Here is a 22,978-nt window from a genome sequence, read left to right on the forward strand (position 1 = left end):
CTACCACGGATGTGGCGAACATTCCTTCGGCCTGGACCGAAGGATGGGACATGTCACCGATGCGCGGAGATCAGCAGGAATGATGGCCGCTCGTCGGCCCCGGCCCAGTCGGGATGGGCGGCCACCTCGTCCGTGCTCGCGGACCATTCCTCCAGCCGCGCGAGGGTGAAGCCGCTCTCGATCAGCAGGTTGACGTAGCGGGCGAGGGTGCGGTGCTGCTTGATAACGCCCTTGGCCAGCCAGTCGGTCGAGCGAGCGCCTTCCTCGCTCTAGCGATTCACCGGCCAGGCGAGGCGGCCGTCGGGATCGTGCGTCCAGCCGGGCTTGGCCGGCGCGGTGTAGATTGGGTGCTCGACCGAGAAGACGAAGCGCCCGCCGGGCACGAGGCCGCGGCGCACCTGCTCGAACAGGCCGCGCAGGTTCTCGATGTAGTGCAGCGCCAGCGAGCTGTAGACGAGATCGAACGCGCCCTCGGTGAGGTTGAGCCGTTCGAGATCGGCGCGGGCATAGGTGATCGCCGGATCGGCCGTCGTCTCGCGCGCCCGCGCCAGCATGTTCTCCGACACGTCGAGGCCCTGCACGGCGGCCGCTCCGGCCTCGCGGGCCCAGCGGCAGAACCAGCCGAAGCCGCAGCCCAGATCCGCGATCCGCTGTCCCTGCAGGTCGGGAAGCATCGACTGCAGGGTCGGCCATTCCGGCGCGGCCACCAGTCCTTCCACAGAGCGCGGAAGGCGGCTGTAGCCCGCGAAGAACGCGGCGGTGTCGTAGATGTTCTGCGTCATCGACCTATTTGACGGCAGCGGCGGCCTTGGCCTGACGGCAGGCGAGAGCCAGTGCGGCGCCGAGATCGCCGAGCAGCTTGCCTGTCATCTCGTCGGTGAGTTTGCCGTCGGCGAACTTGTTCTGCGCCTGGGCGATCATGACCTCAGGCTTGTTGACCGGACGGCCGTCGAGGAACACCAGCGTCTGGCGGAGCTGGTACTGCGCGCGCGCCGTGCCGAGGACCCCCATCGAGGCGCCGAACAGGGCGACCGGCTTGGCGGCGAAAGGCTGCGGAGTCATCCGCGACAGCCAGTCGATGGCATTCTTCAGTACGCCCGAGATGCCGTAATTGTATTCCGGGCTGACGAGGACGACGCCGTCGGCCTCCAGCATGGCCTTCTGCGCCGCCTGCACCTTGTCGGGGAATCCCTTGGCCTGAAGGTCGGCGTCGTAGAGCGGCCAGTCACCGATCTCGATCGTCTCGCACGTGGCGCCTGCGGGCAGCCGCTCGACGAAGGCGTGCAGCGACAGGCGGTTGAAGGAGGCTTTGCGCAGGCTGCCGCAGAAGGCGACGAGTTTCAGGCTCTCGGACATGCGAAGGGTTCCTTTGTCAGCGGGTGCGTGGGCGGCTACATAGGTTGCGCTTGGAAAGTTGGCAAACCCGGGAGCAGGGCGAAAGATGATGCGATCCGTATTCGTGGCTGCCGGCGTAGCGGTCGCCGCATGGTCCTTTTCGCTGCCGGCTTTCGCGCAGGACCAGCCGCCCGACAAGTGGGTCATGTACTGCTCTTCGGAGGGTGGCAAGGATTGCGGCGCGCAGGCCACGATCGACGGCAACAGTCTGCTCGGCCAGTTCCTCGTGATGCGCTACTCGGCGGCCTACAACAAGATTTCCGTGGTCGGCGACGGCCAGGGCGTGCGCGCCAGCATCCAGGTCGATTCCAACCCCTTCATCTCGACCAGCATCTGCGGCCAGGGCATCTGCCAGTTCGACGACGCCAAGTCTGCCGAGCTGCTGCAGCAGCTGCGCACGGGCTCGCAGATCCAGGTCCAGCTCCAGTTGCAGGACACGATGGCGGGACCGTTCATGCAGTCGCTCAAGGGCTTCGAACGCGAGCTGCAGAGGGCGATCCAGGCGCAACGCGGCGGCTGATCGACGAAGCGTGTCGCCTACTCGAGGCGGCGCGAGAACAGCCAGGTTGCGTAGCCCAGCGTGACGCAGCCGATCAGTGCCATGGGCCAGAGCTGCGGCCAGGCAAGCGCCCAGGACAGATCCTGCAGGAAGATCCCGCGGCTCAGGGTCACCATGTAGCGGATCGGATTGAGATGGGTGAGAGCCTGCGCCCAGTCGGGCATGTTGGCGATCGGGGTCGTGAAGCCGGACAGCACCGCGGCCGGCGACAGGAAGAGGAAGACTCCCAGGATCGCCTGCTGCTGCGTCTTCGCGATCGACGAGATGACCAAGCCGATGCCCACCGCCGAGAGCACGAAGACCGCGATGGCGACGTTGAACAGGGCGGCGCTGCCGACGAAGGGCACGCCATAGGCGAAGCAGGCCAGCGCGGCGATGACGTTGGCCTCGACGAAGCCGATGCAGAGCGCCGGCACGGTCTTTCCCACCAGGATCTCCATCGGGCGCAACGGCGTGACGAGAAGCTGCTCGAACGTGCCGAGCTCGCGTTCGCGGGCAACCGAGAGGGCGGTGATCAGCAGGATCGCCACGATGGTGAGCAGCACCGTCAGGCCCGGCAGGATGAACCAACGGCTGTCGAAGTTGGGATTGAACCAGGCGCGCGGGTGGATGTTCAGCTCGGCGGCGGCCTGGCCGGCCCGGGCGAGGTTGTAGTTTTCGACGATGCCCAGCGCATAGCTCTGCAGGATGAGGGCGGCGTTCGACTTGCGGCCGTCGAGCAGCAGCTGGACGCGGGCCGGCCGCCCGGCCGCGACGTCCGCCGAGAAGGTCTGGCCGACATGCAGCACCGCCTTCACCCTTTGCGCGTCGAGGGCCTCCTGGACGGAATGCGGATTGTCGAAACGCGCGACGACGTGGAAGGCGGGCGAGGCCTCGAAGCGGCTGACCAATTCCTGCGCCGGGCCCGCCCGGTCCTCGATCCAGAGGCCGAGCGCGGCATCCGTGACCTCGAACGTGGCGGCGCTCGCGAACAGGATGAGCTGCACCAGTGGTGGGACCACGAGAACCATGCGGCTCTTGCGGTCCTTCCACAGCATCTTGAATTCCTTGAGGATCAGCGCGGCGATGCGGCGCCACATGGTCGTTACTCCAGGCTGCGGCGGGTGCGGGCGATGGCCAGCGCGAGAAACAGGACGGCGAAGCCGACCAGCATGGCGAGGTTGGGCAGCAGCACGGGCCAGACCGTACCGGCGAGGAACAGGGTCTGCAGGCTCGACACGAAGTAGCGGGCCGGAAAGACCGTCGTCACGATCTGCACCCAGCGCGGCATGCTCTCGATGTCGAACATGAGGCCCGACAGGATCAGCGCCGGCATGAAGGTGACGAGGAAGGCGAGCTGGGCGGCGACGAACTGGCTGCGCGCGACCGTCGAGATCAGGAGGCCCATCGCCAGGGAGACGATGAGGAACACCGAAGAGACGGCAACGAGTGCCTCTGCCGAGCCCCGGAACGGCACCTCGAAGACGATCAGGCCGATGAAGACCGAGACCGCGAGGCCGCCAAGGCCCAGCACGAAATAGGCGACCAGCTTGCCGAGCAGGATTTCGGTCATGCTGGCCGGCGAGGCGAGCATGGCCTCCATCGTGCCGCGCTCCCATTCGCGCGCCACCACGAGCGCGGTCAGCAGGGCGCCGATCATGGTCATGACCATCGCGATGAGGCCGGGCACGATGAAGTTGGTGCTGCGGATCTCGGGATTGAACCAGTAGCGGTTCTCGACGGTGATGGGGGCCAAAGCCGGCTGGGCGCGGTCGCGCCGCTGGCCCAGCAGCCACGTCGCCACGACGCCCTGGGCATAGCCGGTGACGATGCGGGCATTGTTGGCATCGACGCCGTTGACGACGATGGCGATGTCCGCCGCGCGGATCGGATCGGCCACGCGCCGGGAGAAGTCGCTGCGCAGCACGACGAAGCCTTCGATGTCGCCGCGCATCAGGGCGGCTTCGGCTGCCTTCGACGTCAGAAAGGAGAAGGGACGGAAGTAGGGCGTGTTGGCGAAGGCCTGGAAGAGACCGGCCGATTCGACGCTGCGGTTCTCGTCGACGATGCCGAAGCGCACGTTGCGGGCGTCGAGCGAGATGCCGAAGCCGATCAGCAGGAGCAGCACCACGGGCATCACGAGCGCGATCGCGATCGAGGAAGGATCGCGCACGATCTGCACGAACTCCTTGTGCAGCAGGCCGGCGAAGCGGCGGAAGAAGGTCCGGGTCGAGGTCATGCGGCCGCGGCACCCTGCCGTACCGCATCATGCTCGCGGATCAATCCGACGAATGCATCTTCGAGCGTCGGCTCGGGCAGGTCCGTCGTGACGAACCGCTCCTTCATTGCATCCGGACTTCCGGAGGCGATGATCCGTCCCGCATAGACGATGCCCAGCCGGTCGCAGTATTCGGCCTCTTCCATGAAGTGCGAAGTCACCAGCACGGTGACCCCACCCTCCGCCAGCGCGCCGATGCGCGACCAGAACTCGCGCCGCATCAGCGGATCGACACCCGAGGTCGGCTCGTCGAGGAACAGCACCTGCGGTTCGTGCAGCAGCGCGCATCCGAGCGCCAGGCGCTGCTTGAAGCCCAGCGGCAAGCTCCCCGCCTCCAGCTCGGCGACGGCCTCGAGGTCGAAGCTCTCGATCGCCCAGGCGATGCGGCTCGACCGACGACGGCCGGCCAGGCCGTAGACGCCGCTGAAGAAGTCGAGATTGTCGCGAACCGACAGGGTGCCGTAGAGCGAGAATTTCTGGGACATGTAGCCGATGCGTTCGCGCGCCGTGGCGCGGGCGCGGCCGAGATCGACGCCGGCGACATGCGCCGAACCGGCGCTCGGCGCCAGTAGGCCGCAGAGCATGCGAAAGGTCGTCGACTTGCCCGCGCCGTTGGGGCCCAGCAACCCGAAGATCTCGCCGGGCCTGACGGTGAAGCTCACTTTGTCGACCGCGCGGAATTTTCCGAAGTCGCGCGTGAGGTCGCGGGCCTCGATCGCGATGCCGTCGGTGGAGAGGGCTGAGCTCGCCTGCATCGCCGGTGCTGAGAAGGCCGGGCGATCGGCCAGGAGCAGGCTCACGAACGCATCCTCGAAGCGCGGCCGCGTCGGACGTGCGGTCGCGCCGGCGCCGGTGAATTTCGCGACGTCGGGCAGGGCGGATCCGTCCTTGAGCACGAGCCGCAGGCTGCGGCCCTGGATGGTGGCGTCCGCGACGGCCGGCAGCGAGGCGGCTTCGCGCTGAATCCGGTGCCGCTGCCGCTCGGGCAGGTCGATCAGGAAAGTGCGCCCCTCCAGCCGGCGGGTGAAGTCGGCAGGATTGCCGGAGGCAAGAAGTCGGCCGCCATCGAGCAACAGGAAGCTGTCGCATCGTTCGGCCTCGTCTAGATAGGCGGTGCTCCAGACGATCGCGACGCCCGTTCCCGCCATCGTCCGCACGATGCGCCAGAGTTCGCGCCGGGAAGCGGGGTCGACGCCGGCGCTCGGTTCGTCGAGCAGCAGTAGCTTGGGCCGCGGCAGCAGGGCACAGGCGAGTCCCAGCTTCTGCTTCATGCCGCCCGAGAGCTGCCCTGCCAGCCGGCGGGTGAAGGGCGCAAGGCCGGTGAACTGCAGCAGCGTCGCGAAGCGCTCGCCGCGGGCTGCCGCGTCCAGATCGTGCAGGTCCGCCTGCAGGTTCAGGTTCTCCTGGACCGTCAGATCCTCGTAGAGGCCGAAGCGCTGCGGCATGTAGCCGATGTCGCCGCGCACCGCGTCGCGGTCCGTGGCCGGGTGACCGAGAATCTCCAGCGTTCCCGTGTCGGGCGTAAGCAGGCCGGCGATCAGGCGCAGCAACGTGGTCTTGCCCGCGCCATCCGGGCCGACGAGACCGGTGATCTGGCCGGCACGGACGGACGCCGTCACGCCCGACAGGGCGGCCGTCGTCCCGAAACTCTTGCCGAGGCCGGTGAGGGTGACCGTCGCGGGCATGGCCGGCCTAGCCGGCGCCCAGCGGCACGCGGACGGTGACCGGCATGCCCTGGCGAAGGCGATCGTCGGGATTCTTGATGAACACGCGCAGGCGATAGACAAGCTGGGTGCGCAGCTCGGTGGTCTCCACGGTCTTCGGCGTGAACTCGGCGGTGGGGGAGATGAAGCCGATCCAGCCCTCGTAGGGTCGGGTCGGGTCGGTGTCGGTGACGACCGCCACCACCATCCCAGGCCGAATGCGACCGAGATCGGGCTCCGAGACGTAGGTGCGAACCCAAACCTTGTCGACGAGCGACACGGTGAAGATTGGATTGGCCGGGCTGACCATCGCGCCCGGCTCGACGATGCGACTGAGCACGATTCCGTCGGCCGGCGACTTCAGCACCGTGTCGGCAAGCCGCCGCTCCGCGAGCGAAACGAGCGATTCCTCCGACCGGACCAGGGCTTTCGCCTGGGCGATGTCCTCGCGGCGGGGCCCGAGCTCGGTCAGCCTCGAAACTTGCTGGGAAAGGTCGAGCCGGGCGCGCGCCGAATCATAGGCGTTCTTCGCCTCGTCGTGGAGCTGGCGGGAGACGTTGCCGCTGGCCAGCAGCTCCGTCCGTCGCTTGAGCAGGAGTTCGGCGTCAACGACGGCAGCCTTGTTCGCATCCACCTGGGCGTGGTCGCGGGCGATCTCCTCGGGACGGCTGCCGGTCTCCAGACGCTCGACCACCGCGCGCTGCGCCTCGAGCCGGGCACGGGCCAGGGCTACGGCGTCGCGATAGGTGTCGGCCTCCATCACCGCCACCGTCTCGCCTTCCTTCACCGCGTCGCCTTCCTCCTTGCGCAGTTCCTGGAGACGGCCGGTGGCGTTGAAGGCGAGGTCGACCTGGCGAATGTCGACATTGCCGTACAGGGTGAGGAACGTCGGTTGGGCCCGCGGCCAGAAGCGGTAGGCGGCACCACCGCCGGCGGCCAGTGCCACGACGAGCAGCGCGACCAGGATCGGCCAGCGGCGGCGAGACTGGGGCATTCCGTACTCCACGCATCAATTGCTGCGTGGAGACCTAGAACCATTCGGCGTTCCGCCCCTTGATGTCGGTCAAGCTTGGCGGCGATAGAGGAAGCAGTTGTCGGCCTTGGGCATTTTGATGCCCTCGTAATAGGTCATCGCCGTCGGCGCGGAGAGCAGCAGGGTGGTCGTGTTCGGGCCACCCGCTTCGGTGCGGGTCATCTCGATGAGGCGGCGGCCGATGCCCTGGCCCTGGCAGGCCTTGTCGACCGCGAGGTCCGACAGATAGCAGCAGAAGCAGAAGTCGGTGAGCGAGCGGGCGAAGCCCACCAGCTTGCCGTCCTGACGCGCGGTCAGGATCAGGTTGGCCTGCTTCAGCATCTGCTCGATGCGGGGACGGTCGGTGATGGGACGGTTCAGGCCGGACTTGGCGACCACGTCGATATATTCGTCGGCGCCGAGATCGTCCTCGCGGGCGTAGATCGTGTTCATTGCGTCAGCCATCTCCTGAGGGCGGCCGAGACTTCGGCCGGCTTCTCCAGCGGTGTCATATGCCCGGAGTCGTCGATGACATCGAGGCGGGCGTTGGCGATGTCGCTGGCCATCTCCTGCGCGCGCGGCAGGGGCGTGACCCGGTCCTGGCGGCCCACGATCACGAGCGTGGGCATCTCGATCTCGACCAGAAGTGGACGGCTGTCGGCGCGGCCCAGGATCGCCTGCTGCTGGCGCACGAAGCCGTCCCCGCCGATGTCGCACGCCATGTCGAAGAGCGGCTGCGTAATGCTCTCGTCACTAACCCTCGACGGGTGGACGAGTTGCGGCAGCAGCGTCGGGTGGATGCCGTGGAAGCGGCCGATTCTCGTCTGTTCGATGAAGCCGCGCCGCCGTGCCGCCGTCTCGGGCGAATCGGGGGCGGCCTGGGTGTCGATGAGAGCAATGCGCTCGACCCGCTCCGGCGCACGACGGAGGATCTCGAAAGCGACGTAGCCGCCCATCGAGAAGCCGCACAGGGCAAAGGTCGGTGGCGCCTCGCCGAGCGCAGCCTCGGCCATCGCCGCCATCGTGTCATGGTGCCAGAGTTCGGGAATGGTGCAGGAGGCGACGTCCGCCAGCGCTTCGACCTGCGGGTCGAAGACGCGGCGCGTATTGAGCAGGCCCGGCAGCAGCACGAGCGGAGAACGCGACATGGCGGACGGCCTCAGATCTGGATCTGGTTGCCGAGTTCGATAGCGCGGTTGGGCGGGATACGGAAGAAGGTCTTGGTGGCCGAGGCCGAATGGGAGAGCGAGATGAACCAGTCGCGGCGCCAGCGCCCGAGCCTGGAATGCTGCGACGGCACCAGAGTCTCGCGGCCGAGGAAGAACGAGGTCTCCATCTCGTCGTAGGCGATGCCGTGGGGACGGCAGGCCCGCAAAGCCTCGGGAATGTCGGGCTGCTCGGTGAAGCCGTAATGCGCGATCACCGTATGGAAGCCCTTGCCCAGCCGCTCGACCTCGACCCGGTTGGCGTCGGACACGACCGGCACGTCCATCGTGTCGACCTGCAGGATGATGATGCGCTCGTGCAGGACCTTGTTGTGCTTGAGATTGTGCAGGAAGGCGGCCGGGGTGTGGCTCGCATCGGCGGTCAGGAAGACGGCGGTGCCGGCGACGCGGTCCGGTGCGCGCTCCATGCGCTCGAGGAACTGCTTCAGCGGCAACGAGCCCTCGCTCAGCTCCGTCGCGACGATCTTGCGACCGCGCCGCCAGGTCGTGATCGTGAAGTAGATGAGGAAGGCCACGATAAGCGGCAGCCAGCCGCCGTCGGGGATCTTGAGCGCGTTGGCGATGAAGAAGGCGAGGTCGGGGATGGCGAGGAAGCCGAACACCGCCGCGGCCAGCGGCCAGGCCCAACGCCAGACCAGGATCGCGACCGCCATGGCGAGCGCCGCATCGACCAGCATTGCGCCGGTCACGGCGAGGCCGTAGGCGCCGGCCAGCGAGCCGGACGATCCGAAGCCGACCACGAGGGCGATGATGCAGGACATCAACAGCCAGTTCACCCTCGGGATGTAGATCTGCCCGATCGCCGTTTCGGACGTGTGGTGGATCTCCATGCGCGGCAGATAGCCGAGCTGGATCGCCTGCCGGGTCAGCGAGAACACGCCGGTGATCACCGCCTGCGAGGCGATCACGGTGGCCAGCGTGGAGAGGACCACCAGGAAAATCATGTAGTCGTTCGGCACCAGCTCGAAGAAGACCTGATGGATGATGGCCGGGTTCTCGATGATGAGCGCGCCCTGGCCGAAGTAGTTGAGCAGGAGTCCCGGCATGACGATGCCGAACCAGCCGATCCGGATCGGCCTGCGACCGAAATGGCCCATGTCGGCGTAGAGCGCCTCCGCCCCCGTGACGGCCAGCACGATCGAACCGAAGGCCCAAAAGATCCCGAATCCCTGGTCCGTGACCAGATAATAGGCATGGATCGGGTTGATCGCTTCCAGCACCACCGGATTCTTTGCGATCTGCCAAGCCCCGAGCACGCCCAGGACCAGGAACCAGACGAACATGACCGGGCCGAACAGACGGCCGACGTCGGCTGTGCCCCGAGCCTGCAGCATGAAGAGGCCGACCAGGATGACGAGGGCGAGGGGAATGACGAACGGCGTGAAGGCGGGGGTTACCGCCGAGAGACCCTCGACGGCGCTCATCACCGAGATCGCCGGTGTGATCATGGCGTCGCCGTAGAAGAGGGCGAGGCCGATCACGGCCAGGATGATGATGCCGATCCGGACCTTCGGGGCCCGCCCGTTCAGCCCGCGGGACGCCAGGGTGGCCAGCGCCAGCACGCCGCCTTCGCCCTTGTTGTCGGCGCGCATGATGAGCGCGACGTATTTGATGGTGACGGTGAGGGTGACGGCCCAGAACAGCATTGAGAGGACGCCGAACACATGTTCGGGCGTCGGTGCCATGCCGCTGCCGTGCAGGAAGGTCTCGCGCAGTGCGTAGAGTGGGCTGGTGCCGATGTCGCCAAAGACGACGCCCAGCGCGCCGACAACGAGCGCCGTCCCCGCCGGATGGTGCGGGGCGGTCGGGGGCGGCACAGCGTCCGCGCTGGTCTGGGTCTGGGAGGGTTCGGCTGGGGCCATGATGTACGAACGCCGCCTGGGAGGCGGCGCGGCGAGGGTTTGCGCCGCCGCATCGGCACTGTCAACGCGCCAAATCGAGGGACCCGCCGACTAAATCCCTTGACTTGCACAGGCCGTGCGGGCCGCCTTGAGAAAACGGGGAAAAGGAAGCGCCATGACTGTCGATGTCAGCCAGCCAAGGCTCTATCGTGAGGACAGCTGGGGGCCGCATTTTGCCCGGTTGCGCCGTGAAAACCCGGTCCATTACCAAGCGGAAAGCCCGTTCGGGCCCTACTGGTCGGTCACGCGCTACGCCGACATCATGAAGGTCGAACTGGACCCGGCGACCTATTCCTCGGCCTCCGAGCTGGGCGGGATCCAGATCACCGACCAGCCGCAGGGCGAGGAGCTGCCCAACTTCATCCGTATGGACCCGCCGCGCCACACCGCCCAGCGCAAGACCGTGGCGCCTATCGTGGCCCCGTCCAATCTGGCCAACATGGAAGGGCTGATCCGGCAGCGCACCGCTCAGGTGCTCGACGGGCTGCCGAGGGGCGAGACGTTCGACTGGGCCGACCGGGTGTCGACGGAGCTCACCGCGATGATGCTGGCGACCCTGTTCGATTTTCCACAGCAGGATCGGCGCAAACTGACCCGCTGGTCCGACGTGGCGATCTGCAACATCGAGGCCGAGGATGCGATCGTGAAGACCAACGAGGCGCGGATGACGGAACTCCGGCAGATGGCGGACACCATGGCGGCGCTCTGGCAGGAGCGTGCGGCGCGGCCGCCGACCTTCGACCTGATCTCGATGATGGCGCACAGCGACGCCACCCGGAACATGCCGACCCGCGAGTTCATCGGGAACTTCGCGCTGCTGATCGTGGGCGGCAACGACACGACGCGCAATTCGATGAGCGCCGGCCTGATGGCCATGCTCGACAATCCGGGCGAGGTCGGGAAGGTGAAGGCCGATCCCGCACTGATGTCGAGCCTGGTGTCGGAGACGATCCGCTGGGCGACGCCCGTGATCCATATGCGAAGAACTGCACGCCGGGATTGCGAGCTTGGCGGCAAGCAAATCCGGGCCGGGGACAAGGTGGTGATGTGGTACGTCTCGGGCAATCGCGACGAGGCGGCGATCGAAGAACCCGAACGATTCCTGGTCGGCCGGCCGAAGGCGCGCCAGCATCTCGCCTTCGGTGCCGGCATCCATCGCTGCGTCGGCGACCGCCTCGCCGAGATGCAGATCCGGATCCTGTGGGAGGAGCTGTTGAAGCGCGACCTGGAGATCGAAGTCGTCGCGCCGCCGGTCCGGCTCTATTCCAACTTCATTCGCGGCATCCGCTCGCTGCCCGTCAGGATTCGCGCCTGATCGTCTCGACGCCGGCGGCAAACGCCTGCTGCAGCAGCCAGACGTCGCCGGCGATCGAGACGAAGTCGTAGCCGAGCTTCACGAACTGCGCGGCCTGCTTTGCGTCGACGGCGAGGCGGCCGGCGGACTTGCCGTGCTTCTTCGCCGCCGCGATCGTGGCCTTCTCGGCATTGAGGAAATCGGGATGGTCGAAAGCGCCGGGCTCGCCCATGGCAACGGTGAAGTCGTTGTGGCCGAGCCACAGCATGTCGACGCCGGGCAGGGCGACGATCTCTTCGGCCGCGGCGGCGCCGCGCGGATCCTCGATCTGCAGGATGATGGCGGTGCGCGCATTCTGTTCGGCGAACCGCGGCAGCAGCGGGTCAGAGCGTCGGGCGAAGCGCTCGTGGGCGAGGCCCAGCGCCACGCCGCGTGTACCGTCGGGCCAGTACTTGGCCGCGTCGAGCACCGCTTTGGCCTGCTCGACCGACGACACGATGGGCACCATCACGCCGTCGGCGCCGGTGTCGAGTGCGCGCGAGATGTGATGACGGGATTGCGAAGGCACGCGCACGACCAGCGGCAGGTTCGCAGCCTGCATGTAGCGCACGACCTGGCGCACGGTATCGAAGCCGAAGCCGGTGTGCTCCATGTCGAGCACCGCGAACTCCGCGCCTGCGGCCTTCAGGATCTGGCCGATTCCCGGCGTGGCGAACTCGAACAGGAAGGTGCCGATCTTCGTGGGACTGGTGCCGACGAGCGCGCGAAGTCCATTGCCTGTCATTGTCGTTTCCCCCTTATGGACGCGATGCTAGCGTGGACCGTCCCCACGACACACCTGCTTTAGGGAGAGAATCATGAAGCTCTATTACATGCCCGGCGCCTGCTCGATCGGCATCCACGTCCTGCTCGAGGAGATCGGCAAGCCGTATGACGTGCACAAGGTCGATGGCGCCAAGCAGGAACAGTACGGGCCGGACTTCGTGGCGCTCAATCCGAAGTCGAAGGTGCCGACCCTGCAGCGCGACGACGGCTCCGTGCTGACCGAGTTCCCCGCGATCGCCGTGTGGCTGGCCCGCAGGAATCCCGAGGCCGGCCTGCTGCCGTCCGACGCCGACGAAGAGGCGCGCGCGCTGGAGGCGATGGATTACGCGGTGTCGACCATGCACATGCAGGGCTTCAGCCGCATGTTTCGTCCGGGCAATTACGCGCCGACCGAAGCCGACCACGACAAGGTCAAGGCGCGCGGCAAGGAGATCATGGAGAAGGGCCTGGCGCTGATGGACAAGGCGCTCGAAGGCAAGGAGTACCTCGCCGGCAAGTTCTCGGTGGCCGATGCCGCGCTGTTCTACGTCTCCTTCTGGGCAGCCGCCCGCATGAAGATGCCGCTGCCCAAGAACGTGGCCGCCCACTACGAGCGCATGAAGGCCCGTCCGGCCGTGCAGCGCGTGCTCGATAAGGAAGGCCTGGCGGCCGCCGCCTGATAACCGCGACTTCGGGACCGTCCCGCTGTGCGGGGCGGTCCGACCGCGATCTTGCGACGGCGATCTTCGGTGCCGTCGCGCGCTGAGCTAAGCTCGCGCCATGTCCTTGCCCGCCTCCCTGCGCGACCGCCTCCGCTTGCCGCTGATCGCGGCCCCCATGTTCCTGGTCTCGGGCCCGGCCCTCGTGACGGCGGCCTGCCGGGCCGGCGTCGTGGGCTCGTTCCCGACCGCCAACTGCCGCACGGTCGAGGAACTCGATGCCTGGCTGGCCGGCATGGCAGACGACGCCAAGCGCGCCGCCGATAGCGAGGGCCGCGCGCCGGCGCCCTGGTGCCCGAACCTGATCGTCCATCGCTCCAACCCGCGCGTGCCCGAGGATCTGGCTGCCGTGCTGCGCCACAAGGCCGAGATCGTGATCACGTCGGTCGGCTCGCCAGAGCCGGTGATGCAGCCGCTCAAGGATGCGGGCTGCCTCGTGCTGGCCGACGTGGCCTCGGTGCGTCACGCCGAGAAGGCGGTGGCGGCGGGCGTCGACGGGCTGGTGCTGCTGACCGCCGGCGCCGGTGGCCAGACCGGCTGGGCCAATCCCTTCGCCTTCGTGCGGGCGGTGCGCGCGTTCTGGGACGGAATCGTCGTGATGGCGGGCGGCATGGCCGACGGTCACGCCGTGGCGGCCTCCCAGGCGTTGGGCTGCGATCTTGCCTATATGGGCACCAAGTTCATCGCCACGCGCGAGAGCCTGGCCAAGGACGCCTACAAGCAGATGCTGGTGTCGAGCCGCCTAGACGACGTGCTGCTTACGCGCGCCTTCACCGGGCTGGAGACCAACATGCTGCGCCCGTCGATCGAAGCGGCCGGCCTCGATCCGGACAACCTGCCGGCGCGCGGCAAGATCGATATTTCCAAGGACATCAACGCCGCCGAGCGCGAACGGCCGGACGCCAAGCGCTGGAAGGACATCTGGAGCGCCGGCCATTCGGTTTCGGGCGTGGCGGACGTGCCGTCGGTGGCGGCGCTGGTCGAGCGCACCGCTACCGAATACGACGCCGCCTGCCGCTCAATGCAGCGTGTATAGCCCGCAGGAGAAGCGAAATTCTGCAGGTTTGATCAGCTGCGTGTTGGCGACGGTTACCTTGTGCAGCTTGCCGTCGAGATTGCGGTCCCAGAAATCGAGGAACTTGGTGAGGGCAGGGAAACGAGGGGCCTGATCGAGGTTCTGCCAGAGGAAACTCTGCAGGACGTGCTTGTGATCGGGCATCCAGTAGAGGATTTCAGCGGTTGTGATGCGGTAATCGTTGAGCTGCGCAACAAAACTACGATCCATTTAGGCCCTCCTTGACTTGGTGCGCGTGGAGGAATAGTCACGCACCTCTCACGGAAAAGCAGCAAAAATCGTTCCAAATCAAATACTTAGCAGCAGGCTTGGGCGATTGCTGCTAGTGCGAACCTGGTTTTGGAACCTTTCGGGGCGCTCCTTGACTCAGGCACCCGACAACCCTAAATCCCGTGCGCCATTGGCACTCACTCTCTGAGAGTGCTGACAGCACTGCATTCACCGCGGCCATCAGGTCGCGCAGGATCAATCATTCACTGGAGGAAGAACCATGAAGTTCCGTCCGCTTCACGACCGGGTCGTGGTCAAGCGCGTAGAGGAAGAAGGCAAGACCAAGGGCGGGATCATCATTCCCGACACCGCCAAGGAAAAGCCGATGGAAGGCGAGATCGTCGCCGTCGGTCCGGGCGCCCGCGACGAGAAGGGCAACCTGGTCCCGCTCGACGTCAAGAAGGGCGACCGCATCCTGTTCGGCAAGTGGTCGGGCACCGAGATCAAGCTCGATGGCCAGGATCTCCTGATCATGAAGGAATCCGACATCATGGGCATCATCGAGGGTTCCGCCTCGATGAAGAAGGCCGCCTGAGCTTCGCTCGGCATCACTGAAAACCAAAACGACATTCGAGAGGAATAGAAAATGGCAGCCAAGGAAGTCCGCTTTAGCGCCGACGCACGCGAGCGCATGCTGCGCGGCGTCGACATTCTCGCCAACGCCGTCAAGGTGACGCTGGGCCCGAAGGGCCGTAACGTCGTCATCGACAAGTCGTTCGGCGCCCCGCGCATCACCAAGGACGGCGTCACCGTCGCCAAGGAGATCGAGCTCGCCGACAAGTTCGAGAACATGGGCGCCCAGATGGTGCGCGAAGTGGCCTCGAAGACCAACGACATCGCCGGCGACGGCACGACGACGGCGACCGTTCTCGCCCAGGCGATCGTGCGCGAAGGCGTGAAGTCGGTCGCGGCCGGCATGAACCCGATGGACCTCAAGCGCGGCATCGACCTCGCAGTCGAGGCGGCTGTCGAGGACATCAAGGCGCGCGCCAAGAAGATCACGGGCACGGACGAAGTCGCCCAGGTCGGCACCATCTCGGCCAACGGCGACAAGTCGATCGGCAAGATGATCGCCGAAGCCATGAAGAAGGTCGGCAACGAGGGCGTCATCACGGTGGAAGAGGCCAAGAGCCTGGACACCGAGCTGGACGTCGTCGAGGGCATGCAGTTCGACCGCGGCTATCTCTCGCCGTACTTCATCACCAACGCCGACAAGATGATCGCCGAGCTCGACTCGCCGTACATCCTGCTGTTCGAAAAGAAGCTGTCGGGCCTGCAGGCGATGCTGCCGGTGCTCGAGGCGGTCGTGCAGTCGGGCAAGCCGCTGCTGATCATCGCCGAGGACGTCGAGGGCGAGGCCCTGGCGACCCTGGTCGTGAACAAGCTGCGTGGTGGCCTGAAGATCGCCGCCGTCAAGGCGCCGGGCTTCGGTGACCGTCGCAAGGCGATGCTCGAGGACATGGCGATCCTGTGCGGTGGCCAGCTGATCTCCGAGGACCTCGGCATCAAGCTCGAGAACGTCACGCTCGACATGCTCGGCAAGGCCAAGAAGGTCATCGTCGAGAAGGAAAACACCACGATCGTCGACGGCTCGGGCAAGAAGGCGGACCTCCAGGCCCGCATCAGCCAGATCCGCGCGCAGATCGAGGAGACCACTTCGGACTACGACCGCGAGAAGCTCCAGGAGCGCCTGGCCAAGCTCGCCGGCGGTGTTGCGATCATCAAGGTCGGCGGCGCCACCGAAGTCGAAGTGAAGGAAAAGAAGGACCGCGTTGACGACGCCATGCACGCCACCAAGGCTGCGGTGGAAGAGGGTGTTGTCGCTGGCGGCGGCTCGGCTCTGCTCTACGCGATCCGCGCGCTGGACAAGGTCCGCACCTCCAACGACGACCAGAAGGTCGGCATCGAGATCGTGCGTCGTGCGCTGCAGGCGCCCGTCCGCCAGATCGCCGAGAACGCCGGCTACGACGGCGCCGTCGTGGCGGGCAAGATGCTCGAGCAGAAGGACACGAACTTCGGCTTCGACGCCCAGAAGGGCGACTATGTCGACATGATCAAGTCCGGCATCATCGATCCGGTGAAGGTTGTTCGTACGGCCCTGCAGGACGCCGCTTCGGTGGCCGGTCTGCTGGTCACGACGGAAGCCATGATCGCCGAGAAGCCGGAGAAGAAGGCCCCGATGATGCCGCCGGGTGGCGACGGCGGCATGGGCGGCATGGACTTCTAAGTCCAGTCTCCTCAGAGATTGCGGAAAGGCCGGGGAGCGATCCCCGGCCTTTCTCGTTGGAGCGCGCCACTCCAGTGGCGCATCATGAGCGCCACTGGAGTGGCGCGCTCCCATGAGTCTGAACTACCCGACATCGATCAAAGGCGTCGTGATCCACAACGGCCGAGTCCTGCTGTTGCTCAACGAGCGGGACGAGTGGGACCTGCCGGGCGGGCGGCCCGAGCCGGGGGAGGAGCATCGGGCGGCGCTGGTGCGCGAGGTGCGCGAGGAGACGGGGCTGGCCGTCGAAGTCGGCGCCCTCGTCGACGAGCATCTGTTCGAGGTGTTGCCGCAGCGTTTCGTGCGGATCGCCGCCTATGCCTGCACGCTCGAGACCGATGGCACGATTGCCCTCAGTCCTGAACATCGTGAAGCATGCTGGGTCGCGCTCACCGCGCTCGGCGAGCGTATCGCCGGCCGCCTGGTGCCGGCGGGCTATCTCGGCGCGATCCGCCAGGCCGCCTGCCAGCCCTTGTCGCCATAGCTGCGGCTGGTCTCGATCTTGAGGAAGCGGTCGTGCGCGCCGGCGGCGCCGAGCCACAGCTCGTTCCAGGCGTCGAAGCCGGCCAGCGGATCGGCAAGCTGAAGCTCCCGGGCCAGCTTCCAGCCGTCCATACATACGGTGACCGCGCCGTCCTTCTCCTCGGTGACGACTTCTTCCCCCTCGGCAGTGAGGATCGCCGTCAGCCAGCGCGCGAACAGGCGGGCGCTGTCGAGATCGCCGGTCTCGACGTCGGTCGGCAGGTCGAGGTCGCGCGCGGTCTCCTCGTGGAACTGCAGCCCGACCAGACGCGCCACGCGGCCCATCTCGAGCTGGGCGTCCTGCGGGCCCAGAAGGTCCTGCAGCACCGGCAGCATGGTCTGCACGTAACCCATCGCGTAGGAGCGGTAGGTGCGCAGCCGGCGCTCCTCGGGCCAGTTCGCCGTCTCCAGCTTCGGCTGGGTCTTCCAGTCGATGCGCGGCATCTCCTCGTCGTAGGCGAAGCGCACGCGCTCCTCCTCTTTCAGGGGGCGGCCGTAGTCGCAATAGTAGCCTTCGAGGCCGGGCTTGCCGTCGACCGTCATGCCGGTGCAGACGAAGCCGAGGCCCGGGTTCTTCAGGGAGACGCCGTTGTGGCCGTGCCAGGCGTGCAGGAACGCCGCCGAGACTTCGTGCGGGACGGCGGCGATGGCGGTGCCCTTCCACATCCAGCGCGGCGGCGGGTAGCGGACCCACGCCTTGGTGTCGCTCTCGCGCAGGTAGCCGGTCTTCACCCCGCCCAGCGCGTTGGAGTGATAATGGTAGAGCGCGCAGGCCGGCGCGTCCTTCTCGCCCGCGATGCCGAGCTTCTGCAGGCCGGGCAGGAACTTCTCGAGGTGCTGCCAGCGGAAGTGACGGAAGATGTACTCGCGCGCCGTGTCGCTGCCGCGTCGCGAGACGAGGCCGATGACCAGCGCCGTCATCAGCGCATTGTAGAGCGTGCCGACCGCCCGGTAGGCGGGTTCGCTAGCCATCGTGGCCGTCGATCAGGATCGCCTTGGAGTGGCCGGCCTTCAACCGCATGGCGAGGACCGGCTTGTACTCCTCCGAATGATAGAAGCGTTCGGCCTTGGCGCGGTCGGGGAATTCCAGCACGACGACGCGCGCCGGCGTCCAGCCGCCTTCGAGGCTGGTGCATTGACCGCCGCGCACGATGAACTTGCCGCCGAACTTGGAGACGAGGCCGGGCGTGTGCTTGCGGTACTCGTTCATCAACTCTTCGTCCTTGGTGTCGATCTCGACGATGATATAGGCCGTCACGTTTTCCTCCCTCGTCAGCCGGTTTCCATGGGCAGGGCGGGATCATTGGCCCATTCCTGCATGGAGTTGTCGTACACCGAGACGTTCCTGTGACCCAAGAGGGCGGTGAGGACGAAAGCGTCCAGGGTGGCGGCTATGCCGCCGCCGCAATAGACCAGCACCCGCTTGTCCGGGGCGGCGCCGACGCCGTCGAAGGCGGCGCGCAGGTCGGCGATCGGCTTCAGCGACTTGTCCGGCCCGAACAGGCTGGCGGCGGGTACGCAAGACGAGCCGGCGATGCGGCCCGCACGGCCATAGATCACGCCGCCAGCGCCGCTGTGCTGGTCATGGCTCAGCGCATTGAGGGTCAGCGTCGAAGGATCGCCGATCGCGCCCTTGATTACGTCCTTGCCGACGAAGATCTCCGGCCGGCCGCGCAACGACAGCGTCGCCGGCGGATGGGTGACGGGCTCGGTCGAGAGCGGGCGGCCTTCCGCCTTCCACTTGTCGAGGCCGCCGTCGAGGATCGCGACCTCGTCGAAGCCGATGGCGCGCAGCATCCACCAGATGCGGGTCGCCCAGACAGGCGAGGCATGGCTGTAGAGGACCACGAAGGTGCCGTGGCCGACACCCTTGGCCGCGAAGGCCCGGGTCAGGTCCTCCAGAGACGGCAGGGTGAAGCGGAGCGGTGAGGTCTTGTCGGAAAGGTCGGCCTGAAGGTCGAGATAGGCCGCGCCGGGAATGTGACCCGTGTCGTAGTTGGCGCGCCCGCTTTCGGCGATGTAGCGGCCGTCGGGTCCGGGCTTCAGGTAGGTGGTGCAGTCGAACACGCGCAGGGCAGGAGCGCCGAACTGGCGTGCGAGATCGTCTGTCGTGATCAGGTTGGCCGAATGGGCCATGTCGCTCTCCCGTGGTTGGGGAGGGCGAGACTAGCGCGGTTCCTGTCGGAGGGGCGCTAAATCAGATCGTCTTGGAGGGGAGCGGCGGAACGCTGACCGGGCCGGACGAGGGCGCAGCGGCGGTCGGCGCCGGCGCAGAGGCCGGCGGCAGCTGGCCGACGTCGGGCGACTTCGGAGCGGCCGGCGTGGTGGTGGTCTTCTTGGTCTTCTTCGATGGCGCCTTCGCGACCTGCACCTTCTTCAGGCAGGCACTGCGCTGCGAGCTGCTCTTGATCTTGTTGCAGGAGGCCGTCGTGGCCGTCTTCGGCTTGGCGGTGGGGGTGGTGGTCGGCGCAGGCATGGTCTCGTCCTGCGCGAAGGACGGGGCGGCAAAGGCGACCGCAGCCAGGGCGGCCATGCTGGCGATCAAAAGACGCATGAAATTCTCCCGGGCCGCTTGCGGTGGGGGGACGGGTGCGGCCTCGCTGTATCTCCAAAATGCTATGTGATTTGTGGTATTTATGTCAAATTCTTAATGAGTTAGAGCAACTGCAATCGGAAAGCCCGTGCAGGCCATTCTCAACGTCGCCTTTCCGATCTTCGGCGTCATCCTGGCGGGGTATCTGGCCGGCCGGTGGCGTATCCTGGGGCCCGAGGCGACGACGGCGCTCAATGCCTTCGTGAGCTACTTCGCCCTGCCGGTGCTGTTCTTCGGCACCCTGGCGCGAACGCCGGTCGCCGCCGTGCTCGATCCCAGCCTGATGGCGGGGTTCGGCATCGCCGTGGTCGCGACCTTCGTGGTCGGCATGATCACCACACGGCTGGTTTCGCGAGGCGGGCTTGCGGCGATGAGCCTGCAGGGCATCGCCGCCTCCTGGGGCAATGTCGGCTACATGGGCGTGCCGCTCTGCCTGGCCGCCTTCGGCGAGCAGGGCCTGCCGCCGGCTATGCTCACGGTGATCGTGACCGCCGTGGTCTCCATGGTGTTCGGCGTCATGCTGATCGAGCTCGAGGTCGCGGCGGGGCACGGTCCGGTGCGGACCTTCCTGCGAGCCGCCTTCAACGTGGCACGCAATCCCCTGCCAGTCTCGATCGCGCTGGGCATCCTGGCTTCCTGGGTCGCCCTGCCCCTGCCCGTACCGGTCGAGAAGTGGCTCGACCTGATGGGCGCCGCCGCGGCGCCCTGCGCGCTATTCGCCATCGGCCTGTTCCTGTCGGACAAGTCGATCAAGAGCGGTCTCGCGGAGGCGGGGCTCGCCACCCTGATCAAGCTCCTGCTGCAGCCGCTGGCGGCGCTGGTGATCCTACCTTTCTTCGTGCCCATCGATTCGATTGCGGGCAAGGTGGCGCTGCTGATGGCCGCGCTGCCGACCGCGGCCAACGCCTTCGTGCTGGCCAAGCAGTTCGACGTGTCGGTCGAGCAGAACACGGCGTCCGTTCTGCTGTCGACGGCCTTCTCGGTGGTTACGGTTTCTGCTTTGCTGGTCTGGCTGCGCGTAACCTGACGACGAAAAGGGAGAACACCCATGCTTCAGGAATTCAAGAAGTTCGCGATGCGCGGCAACGTCGTGGATCTCGCCATCGGCGTGATCATCGGCGCCGCCTTCAGCAAGATCATCGACTCGCTGGTCGGCGACATCATCATGCCGATCATCGGCCGCATCGCCGGCGGCCTCGACTTCACCAATTACTTCATCGGCCTCACGCCCGCGGCCAGCCAGGCCGCGACCTATGACGCCGCGAAGAAAGCCGGCGCGACGCTGGGCTACGGCACCTTCCTCACCGTGACGGTGAACTTCCTGATCATCGCCTGGGTCCTCTTTATGGTGATCAAGGGCATGAACCGCGTGATCAAGCAGGAGGAGAGCGCGCCGCCGCCGCCCGCGCCGCCGACCAAGGAGCAGGAGCTGCTGACGGAGATTCGCGATCTCCTGAAGGCGCGCGGCTAGACTACTGCCGTCGCGTGGTCGAACACCGCGTCCAGCCGGCGGGCCAGCCCGTCGGAGATCTTCGTGAGCGGCAGTCGGCATTCCGGCGATGCGATCAGCCCCTGACGCCACAGGAGATACTTGATCGGCATCGGATTGGCTTCGGCGAACAGCATCGGCACAAAGCGCGCGAGTGGCGCCCAGGCGGTGCGGGCGCCGGCGAGATCGTTGGTGGCGAAGCGGCGCTCGACCTCCACGAAGCCTTCGGTCATCAGGTGGCTCGCGGCCAGGATGCCGCCCTCCGCGCCATTGGCGCGCATGGTGAAGAACAGCGCGTCCTCGCCGGTCAGCACCGCAAAATCGGCGGGCTTGCGCCGCAGCAGTTCGAGTGATTGCTCGATACTGCCGGAACTATCCTTCACCCCCACGATGTTCGGCACCTCCGCCAAGTCGAGCAACGAGTCGTTCGATAGATTGACCGCCGTGCGATAGGGAATGTTGTAGATCACCACGTCGCGGTCGGTGGCCGCGGAGATGCGGCGGAAATGCGCGATCAACCCGTCCTGGCTCGGCCGATTGTAGTAGGGGCATACCGAGAGGATGCCGGCGATCGGCAGGTGGCGGAGCCGCTTCAGTTCCTTCTCGACCTTGGCCGTGGCGTTGCCGCCGATACCGGCAAACACCGGCACGCGGCCGTTGGCGACCGCCAGGGTGCGCTCGATCACCGCCGCGATCTCGTCCTCGTCGAGGGCCGGCGATTCGCCCGTCGTGCCGAGCGGCAGCAGCCCGTCGACGCCCTTGGCGATGTAGTGGTTCACCAGCCGGTCGTAGCTCGCGAAGTCGATGGCGCCGTCCTTGAACGGCGTGACGAGGGGCAGCCAGAGGCCCGAGATCTTCGTGGTCATGGCGCGACGCTAGAGCGGTCCAAGAAATAACAAAAACGAATGTTTTGGATAAGACCGTTCGGAAATGATTATATGTGCCATGCGCAAGGACCTCGATCTGGCGCTGGTGCGCGCCTTCCTCACCGTCGTCGAAGCGGGCGGCGTCACGCGGGCGGCTGCGGCGCTCGGCATGAGCCAGGCGGCGGCCAGCCAGCAGATCAAGCGGCTGGAGGAGGCGCTCGACTGCCGGCTTTTCACCCGCCAGGGGCGCGGGCTGGTCCTGGCACCGGCGGGTGAGCGGCTGCTGGAGCCGGCGCGACGCCTGGTGGCGATGAACGACGAAGTCTGGTCGTCGATGCGGGCTCCCCAGTTCGAAGGCGAGGTTCGCTTCGGCGTGCCCTACGACATCATTGGCAGCTTCGTCCCGGCGATCCTGCGGCGCTTCGCCAAGGCGCAGCCGCGCGTCCGGGTCAGCCTGGTCTGCGAGGATTCCAGCGTGATCCGCGAGGAGCTGAAGTCGGGCGGCGTCGATCTCGCCATGACGACCGAGACGGAGTGCGGCCGCCACGGCGAGACGTTGCGCACCGACCGGCTCGTCTGGGTCGGCGCGGCCGATGGCGATGCCCACCTCAAGGACCCGCTGCCGGTCTCGCTCGGTGCGCCAACCTGCGTCTTCCGCCCCATCGCCGTCGAGGCGCTGGGCAAGGCGCGGCGCGACTGGCGCGCGGTCTGCGAGGTGAGCCGGCTGGAGCCCGTCTATGCCGTACTGGAGGCGGGGCTCGCGGTGGCGCCGCTGCTGCGCTCCTCGGTGCCCGAGCGCTTCGTCATCCTCGGTCGCGACGCCCGGCTGCCGTCGCTGCCGGAGTTCCGCATCAACCTCTACACGCCGCCGGGCCTGGGACCTGCCGCCCGCGATCTCGCCGACCACGTGCGGGCGAGTTTTTCCGGACGGTTACGAAACCATAACAATTGATACCAAGCGCCCCCTGTGCCGATGCCGCGCCGGCCCGTATCTTCGAGTGCATGGACGGGGCGCGGTTCGAGACAT

At 66.8% G+C, this 22,978-nt stretch carries 25 protein-coding genes and 1 pseudogene; 10 read left to right on the forward strand and 16 right to left on the reverse strand.

Features of this window, described 5'->3' with window-relative positions; all coding sequences use genetic code 11:
- Positions 1–53: 53 nt before the first annotated feature.
- Positions 54–782 (reverse strand): annotated as a pseudogene (locus tag ACO07K_RS01050) (class I SAM-dependent methyltransferase).
- A gap of 4 nt (positions 783–786) precedes the next feature.
- Positions 787–1,356, reverse strand: coding sequence for an NADPH-dependent FMN reductase (locus ACO07K_RS01055; protein WP_422034072.1), 570 nt, complete (start codon positions 1,354–1,356; stop codon positions 787–789).
- An 85-nt stretch (positions 1,357–1,441) separates the two neighbouring features.
- Between ACO07K_RS01055 and ACO07K_RS01060 the strand changes: the two genes are divergently transcribed.
- Positions 1,442–1,915 (forward strand): hypothetical protein, encoded by a 474-nt coding sequence (locus ACO07K_RS01060; RefSeq protein WP_422034073.1) that lies wholly within the window; start codon positions 1,442–1,444, stop codon positions 1,913–1,915.
- A 17-nt stretch (positions 1,916–1,932) separates the two neighbouring features.
- On the opposite strand, the gene ACO07K_RS01065 is transcribed toward ACO07K_RS01060, so the two are convergent.
- The 7 genes from ACO07K_RS01065 to ACO07K_RS01095 form a co-directional block, all read right to left on the reverse strand.
- Positions 1,933–3,033, reverse strand: coding sequence for an ABC transporter permease (locus tag ACO07K_RS01065; protein WP_422034074.1), 1,101 nt, complete (start codon positions 3,031–3,033; stop codon positions 1,933–1,935).
- Positions 3,034–3,038: 5 nt separating this feature from the next.
- Positions 3,039–4,172: an ABC transporter permease gene (locus ACO07K_RS01070; protein WP_422034075.1), complete on the reverse strand. Its 1,134-nt coding sequence runs from the start codon at positions 4,170–4,172 to the stop codon at positions 3,039–3,041.
- A complete protein-coding gene (locus tag ACO07K_RS01075) occupies positions 4,169–5,896 on the reverse strand; it encodes an ATP-binding cassette domain-containing protein (RefSeq protein ID WP_422034076.1) in 1,728 nt (575 codons plus the stop codon). The genes ACO07K_RS01070 and ACO07K_RS01075 overlap by 4 nt, the downstream gene beginning before the upstream one ends.
- Before the next feature lie 7 nt (positions 5,897–5,903).
- Complete coding sequence (locus ACO07K_RS01080; RefSeq protein WP_422034077.1) at positions 5,904–6,908, reverse strand: efflux RND transporter periplasmic adaptor subunit; 1,005 nt, start codon at positions 6,906–6,908, stop codon at positions 5,904–5,906.
- Between the two features lie 69 nt (positions 6,909–6,977).
- Complete coding sequence (locus ACO07K_RS01085; protein WP_422034078.1) at positions 6,978–7,379, reverse strand: GNAT family N-acetyltransferase; 402 nt, start codon at positions 7,377–7,379, stop codon at positions 6,978–6,980.
- Positions 7,376–8,074: an alpha/beta fold hydrolase gene (locus ACO07K_RS01090; RefSeq protein ID WP_422034079.1), complete on the reverse strand. Its 699-nt coding sequence runs from the start codon at positions 8,072–8,074 to the stop codon at positions 7,376–7,378. Before ACO07K_RS01090 ends, ACO07K_RS01085 begins: the two co-directional genes overlap by 4 nt.
- An 11-nt stretch (positions 8,075–8,085) precedes the next feature.
- Positions 8,086–10,014 (reverse strand): potassium transporter Kup, encoded by a 1,929-nt coding sequence (locus ACO07K_RS01095; RefSeq protein WP_422034080.1) that lies wholly within the window; start codon positions 10,012–10,014, stop codon positions 8,086–8,088.
- Between the two features lie 154 nt (positions 10,015–10,168).
- On the opposite strand from ACO07K_RS01095, the gene ACO07K_RS01100 reads away from it, so the two are divergent.
- Positions 10,169–11,368, forward strand: a complete 1,200-nt coding sequence (locus ACO07K_RS01100; protein ID WP_422034082.1) for a cytochrome P450 — start codon at positions 10,169–10,171, stop codon at positions 11,366–11,368.
- Here ACO07K_RS01100 and ACO07K_RS01105 read toward each other — a convergent pair.
- Positions 11,352–12,131: an HpcH/HpaI aldolase family protein gene (locus ACO07K_RS01105; RefSeq protein ID WP_422034083.1), complete on the reverse strand. Its 780-nt coding sequence runs from the start codon at positions 12,129–12,131 to the stop codon at positions 11,352–11,354. The two genes, ACO07K_RS01100 and ACO07K_RS01105, sit on opposite strands and share 17 nt — an antisense overlap.
- Before the next feature lie 73 nt (positions 12,132–12,204).
- On the opposite strand from ACO07K_RS01105, the gene ACO07K_RS01110 reads away from it, so the two are divergent.
- Together ACO07K_RS01110 and ACO07K_RS01115 are read left to right on the forward strand one after the other, a co-directional pair.
- Positions 12,205–12,831, forward strand: a complete 627-nt coding sequence (locus tag ACO07K_RS01110; RefSeq protein WP_422034084.1) for a glutathione S-transferase family protein — start codon at positions 12,205–12,207, stop codon at positions 12,829–12,831.
- A gap of 100 nt (positions 12,832–12,931) precedes the next feature.
- Positions 12,932–13,906 (forward strand): NAD(P)H-dependent flavin oxidoreductase, encoded by a 975-nt coding sequence (locus tag ACO07K_RS01115; protein ID WP_422034085.1) that lies wholly within the window; start codon positions 12,932–12,934, stop codon positions 13,904–13,906.
- On the opposite strand, the gene ACO07K_RS01120 is transcribed toward ACO07K_RS01115, so the two are convergent.
- The gene (locus tag ACO07K_RS01120) at positions 13,889–14,155 is read right to left on the reverse strand and encodes an usg protein (protein ID WP_422034086.1); all 267 of its coding nucleotides are present in this window, start codon (positions 14,153–14,155) and stop codon (positions 13,889–13,891) included. The genes ACO07K_RS01115 and ACO07K_RS01120 overlap by 18 nt on opposite strands.
- A gap of 280 nt (positions 14,156–14,435) precedes the next feature.
- Here ACO07K_RS01120 and groES point away from each other — a divergent pair, with 280 nt between their 5' ends.
- The 3 genes from groES to ACO07K_RS01135 all read left to right on the forward strand — a co-directional run bounded on the left by groES (position 14,436) and on the right by ACO07K_RS01135 (position 16,965).
- On the forward strand, positions 14,436–14,750 hold the full coding sequence (groES, locus tag ACO07K_RS01125) for a co-chaperone GroES (protein WP_298311058.1): 315 nt from the start codon (positions 14,436–14,438) through the stop codon (positions 14,748–14,750).
- Between the two features lie 51 nt (positions 14,751–14,801).
- Positions 14,802–16,442 (forward strand): chaperonin GroEL, encoded by a 1,641-nt coding sequence (groL, locus tag ACO07K_RS01130; protein ID WP_422034087.1) that lies wholly within the window; start codon positions 14,802–14,804, stop codon positions 16,440–16,442.
- 112 nt (positions 16,443–16,554) lie between these two features.
- Positions 16,555–16,965: an NUDIX hydrolase gene (locus tag ACO07K_RS01135; protein ID WP_422034088.1), complete on the forward strand. Its 411-nt coding sequence runs from the start codon at positions 16,555–16,557 to the stop codon at positions 16,963–16,965.
- On the opposite strand, the gene ACO07K_RS01140 is transcribed toward ACO07K_RS01135, so the two are convergent.
- From ACO07K_RS01140 to ACO07K_RS01155, 4 genes are all read right to left on the reverse strand, one after another.
- Positions 16,917–17,975: a hypothetical protein gene (locus ACO07K_RS01140; RefSeq protein WP_422034089.1), complete on the reverse strand. Its 1,059-nt coding sequence runs from the start codon at positions 17,973–17,975 to the stop codon at positions 16,917–16,919. The two genes, ACO07K_RS01135 and ACO07K_RS01140, sit on opposite strands and share 49 nt — an antisense overlap.
- A complete protein-coding gene (locus ACO07K_RS01145; protein WP_422034090.1) occupies positions 17,968–18,261 on the reverse strand; it encodes a DUF1330 domain-containing protein in 294 nt (97 codons plus the stop codon). Before ACO07K_RS01145 ends, ACO07K_RS01140 begins: the two co-directional genes overlap by 8 nt.
- A 14-nt stretch (positions 18,262–18,275) precedes the next feature.
- A complete protein-coding gene (locus tag ACO07K_RS01150) occupies positions 18,276–19,139 on the reverse strand; it encodes a sulfurtransferase (protein WP_422034091.1) in 864 nt (287 codons plus the stop codon).
- Between the two features lie 61 nt (positions 19,140–19,200).
- On the reverse strand, positions 19,201–19,557 hold the full coding sequence (locus tag ACO07K_RS01155; RefSeq protein ID WP_422034092.1) for a hypothetical protein: 357 nt from the start codon (positions 19,555–19,557) through the stop codon (positions 19,201–19,203).
- A 127-nt stretch (positions 19,558–19,684) separates the two neighbouring features.
- Between ACO07K_RS01155 and ACO07K_RS01160 the strand changes: the two genes are divergently transcribed.
- The gene (locus ACO07K_RS01160) at positions 19,685–20,623 is read left to right on the forward strand and encodes an AEC family transporter (protein WP_422034093.1); all 939 of its coding nucleotides are present in this window, start codon (positions 19,685–19,687) and stop codon (positions 20,621–20,623) included.
- 21 nt (positions 20,624–20,644) lie between these two features.
- Positions 20,645–21,067: a large conductance mechanosensitive channel protein MscL gene (gene mscL / locus ACO07K_RS01165; protein ID WP_422034094.1), complete on the forward strand. Its 423-nt coding sequence runs from the start codon at positions 20,645–20,647 to the stop codon at positions 21,065–21,067.
- Here the strand turns inward: mscL and dapA are convergent.
- Positions 21,064–21,951 carry a 4-hydroxy-tetrahydrodipicolinate synthase gene (gene dapA / locus ACO07K_RS01170; RefSeq protein ID WP_422034095.1) on the reverse strand — a complete coding sequence of 296 codons (888 nt, stop codon included), beginning with the start codon at positions 21,949–21,951 and terminating at the stop codon, positions 21,064–21,066. The genes mscL and dapA overlap by 4 nt on opposite strands.
- A gap of 79 nt (positions 21,952–22,030) precedes the next feature.
- On the opposite strand from dapA, the gene ACO07K_RS01175 reads away from it, so the two are divergent.
- Entirely contained in the window at positions 22,031–22,903 is an 873-nt protein-coding gene (locus ACO07K_RS01175) for a LysR family transcriptional regulator (RefSeq protein WP_422034096.1), read from the forward strand.
- The last annotated feature ends 75 nt before the right edge of the window (positions 22,904–22,978 follow it).

This window comes from Reyranella sp. (assembly GCF_965228225.1).
Classification (GTDB): domain Bacteria; phylum Pseudomonadota; class Alphaproteobacteria; order Reyranellales; family Reyranellaceae; genus Reyranella.

What these genes read in the sequence shown, in the direction of transcription:
- groL (WP_422034087.1), top strand. Translation starts at nt 14,802, where the DNA reads ATGGCAGCCAAGGAAGTCCGCTTTAGCGCCGACGCACGCGAGCGCATG.
- groES (WP_298311058.1), top strand. Translation starts at nt 14,436, where the DNA reads ATGAAGTTCCGTCCGCTTCACGACCGGGTCGTGGTCAAGCGCGTAGAG.
- ACO07K_RS01155 (WP_422034092.1), bottom strand. Translation starts at nt 19,557, where the DNA reads ATGCGTCTTTTGATCGCCAGCATGGCCGCCCTGGCTGCGGTCGCCTTT.
- ACO07K_RS01080 (WP_422034077.1), bottom strand. Translation starts at nt 6,908, where the DNA reads ATGCCCCAGTCTCGCCGCCGCTGGCCGATCCTGGTCGCGCTGCTCGTC.
- ACO07K_RS01115 (WP_422034085.1), top strand. Translation starts at nt 12,932, where the DNA reads ATGTCCTTGCCCGCCTCCCTGCGCGACCGCCTCCGCTTGCCGCTGATC.
- ACO07K_RS01150 (WP_422034091.1), bottom strand. Translation starts at nt 19,139, where the DNA reads ATGGCCCATTCGGCCAACCTGATCACGACAGACGATCTCGCACGCCAG.
- mscL (WP_422034094.1), top strand. Translation starts at nt 20,645, where the DNA reads ATGCTTCAGGAATTCAAGAAGTTCGCGATGCGCGGCAACGTCGTGGAT.
- ACO07K_RS01175 (WP_422034096.1), top strand. Translation starts at nt 22,031, where the DNA reads ATGCGCAAGGACCTCGATCTGGCGCTGGTGCGCGCCTTCCTCACCGTC.
- ACO07K_RS01055 (WP_422034072.1), bottom strand. Translation starts at nt 1,356, where the DNA reads ATGTCCGAGAGCCTGAAACTCGTCGCCTTCTGCGGCAGCCTGCGCAAA.
- ACO07K_RS01090 (WP_422034079.1), bottom strand. Translation starts at nt 8,074, where the DNA reads ATGTCGCGTTCTCCGCTCGTGCTGCTGCCGGGCCTGCTCAATACGCGC.
- ACO07K_RS01135 (WP_422034088.1), top strand. Translation starts at nt 16,555, where the DNA reads ATGAGTCTGAACTACCCGACATCGATCAAAGGCGTCGTGATCCACAAC.
- ACO07K_RS01100 (WP_422034082.1), top strand. Translation starts at nt 10,169, where the DNA reads ATGACTGTCGATGTCAGCCAGCCAAGGCTCTATCGTGAGGACAGCTGG.
- ACO07K_RS01105 (WP_422034083.1), bottom strand. Translation starts at nt 12,131, where the DNA reads ATGACAGGCAATGGACTTCGCGCGCTCGTCGGCACCAGTCCCACGAAG.
- ACO07K_RS01110 (WP_422034084.1), top strand. Translation starts at nt 12,205, where the DNA reads ATGAAGCTCTATTACATGCCCGGCGCCTGCTCGATCGGCATCCACGTC.
- ACO07K_RS01070 (WP_422034075.1), bottom strand. Translation starts at nt 4,172, where the DNA reads ATGACCTCGACCCGGACCTTCTTCCGCCGCTTCGCCGGCCTGCTGCAC.
- dapA (WP_422034095.1), bottom strand. Translation starts at nt 21,951, where the DNA reads ATGACCACGAAGATCTCGGGCCTCTGGCTGCCCCTCGTCACGCCGTTC.
- ACO07K_RS01075 (WP_422034076.1), bottom strand. Translation starts at nt 5,896, where the DNA reads ATGCCCGCGACGGTCACCCTCACCGGCCTCGGCAAGAGTTTCGGGACG.
- ACO07K_RS01120 (WP_422034086.1), bottom strand. Translation starts at nt 14,155, where the DNA reads ATGGATCGTAGTTTTGTTGCGCAGCTCAACGATTACCGCATCACAACC.
- ACO07K_RS01085 (WP_422034078.1), bottom strand. Translation starts at nt 7,379, where the DNA reads ATGAACACGATCTACGCCCGCGAGGACGATCTCGGCGCCGACGAATAT.
- ACO07K_RS01065 (WP_422034074.1), bottom strand. Translation starts at nt 3,033, where the DNA reads ATGTGGCGCCGCATCGCCGCGCTGATCCTCAAGGAATTCAAGATGCTG.
- ACO07K_RS01095 (WP_422034080.1), bottom strand. Translation starts at nt 10,014, where the DNA reads ATGGCCCCAGCCGAACCCTCCCAGACCCAGACCAGCGCGGACGCTGTG.
- ACO07K_RS01140 (WP_422034089.1), bottom strand. Translation starts at nt 17,975, where the DNA reads ATGGCTAGCGAACCCGCCTACCGGGCGGTCGGCACGCTCTACAATGCG.
- ACO07K_RS01060 (WP_422034073.1), top strand. Translation starts at nt 1,442, where the DNA reads ATGATGCGATCCGTATTCGTGGCTGCCGGCGTAGCGGTCGCCGCATGG.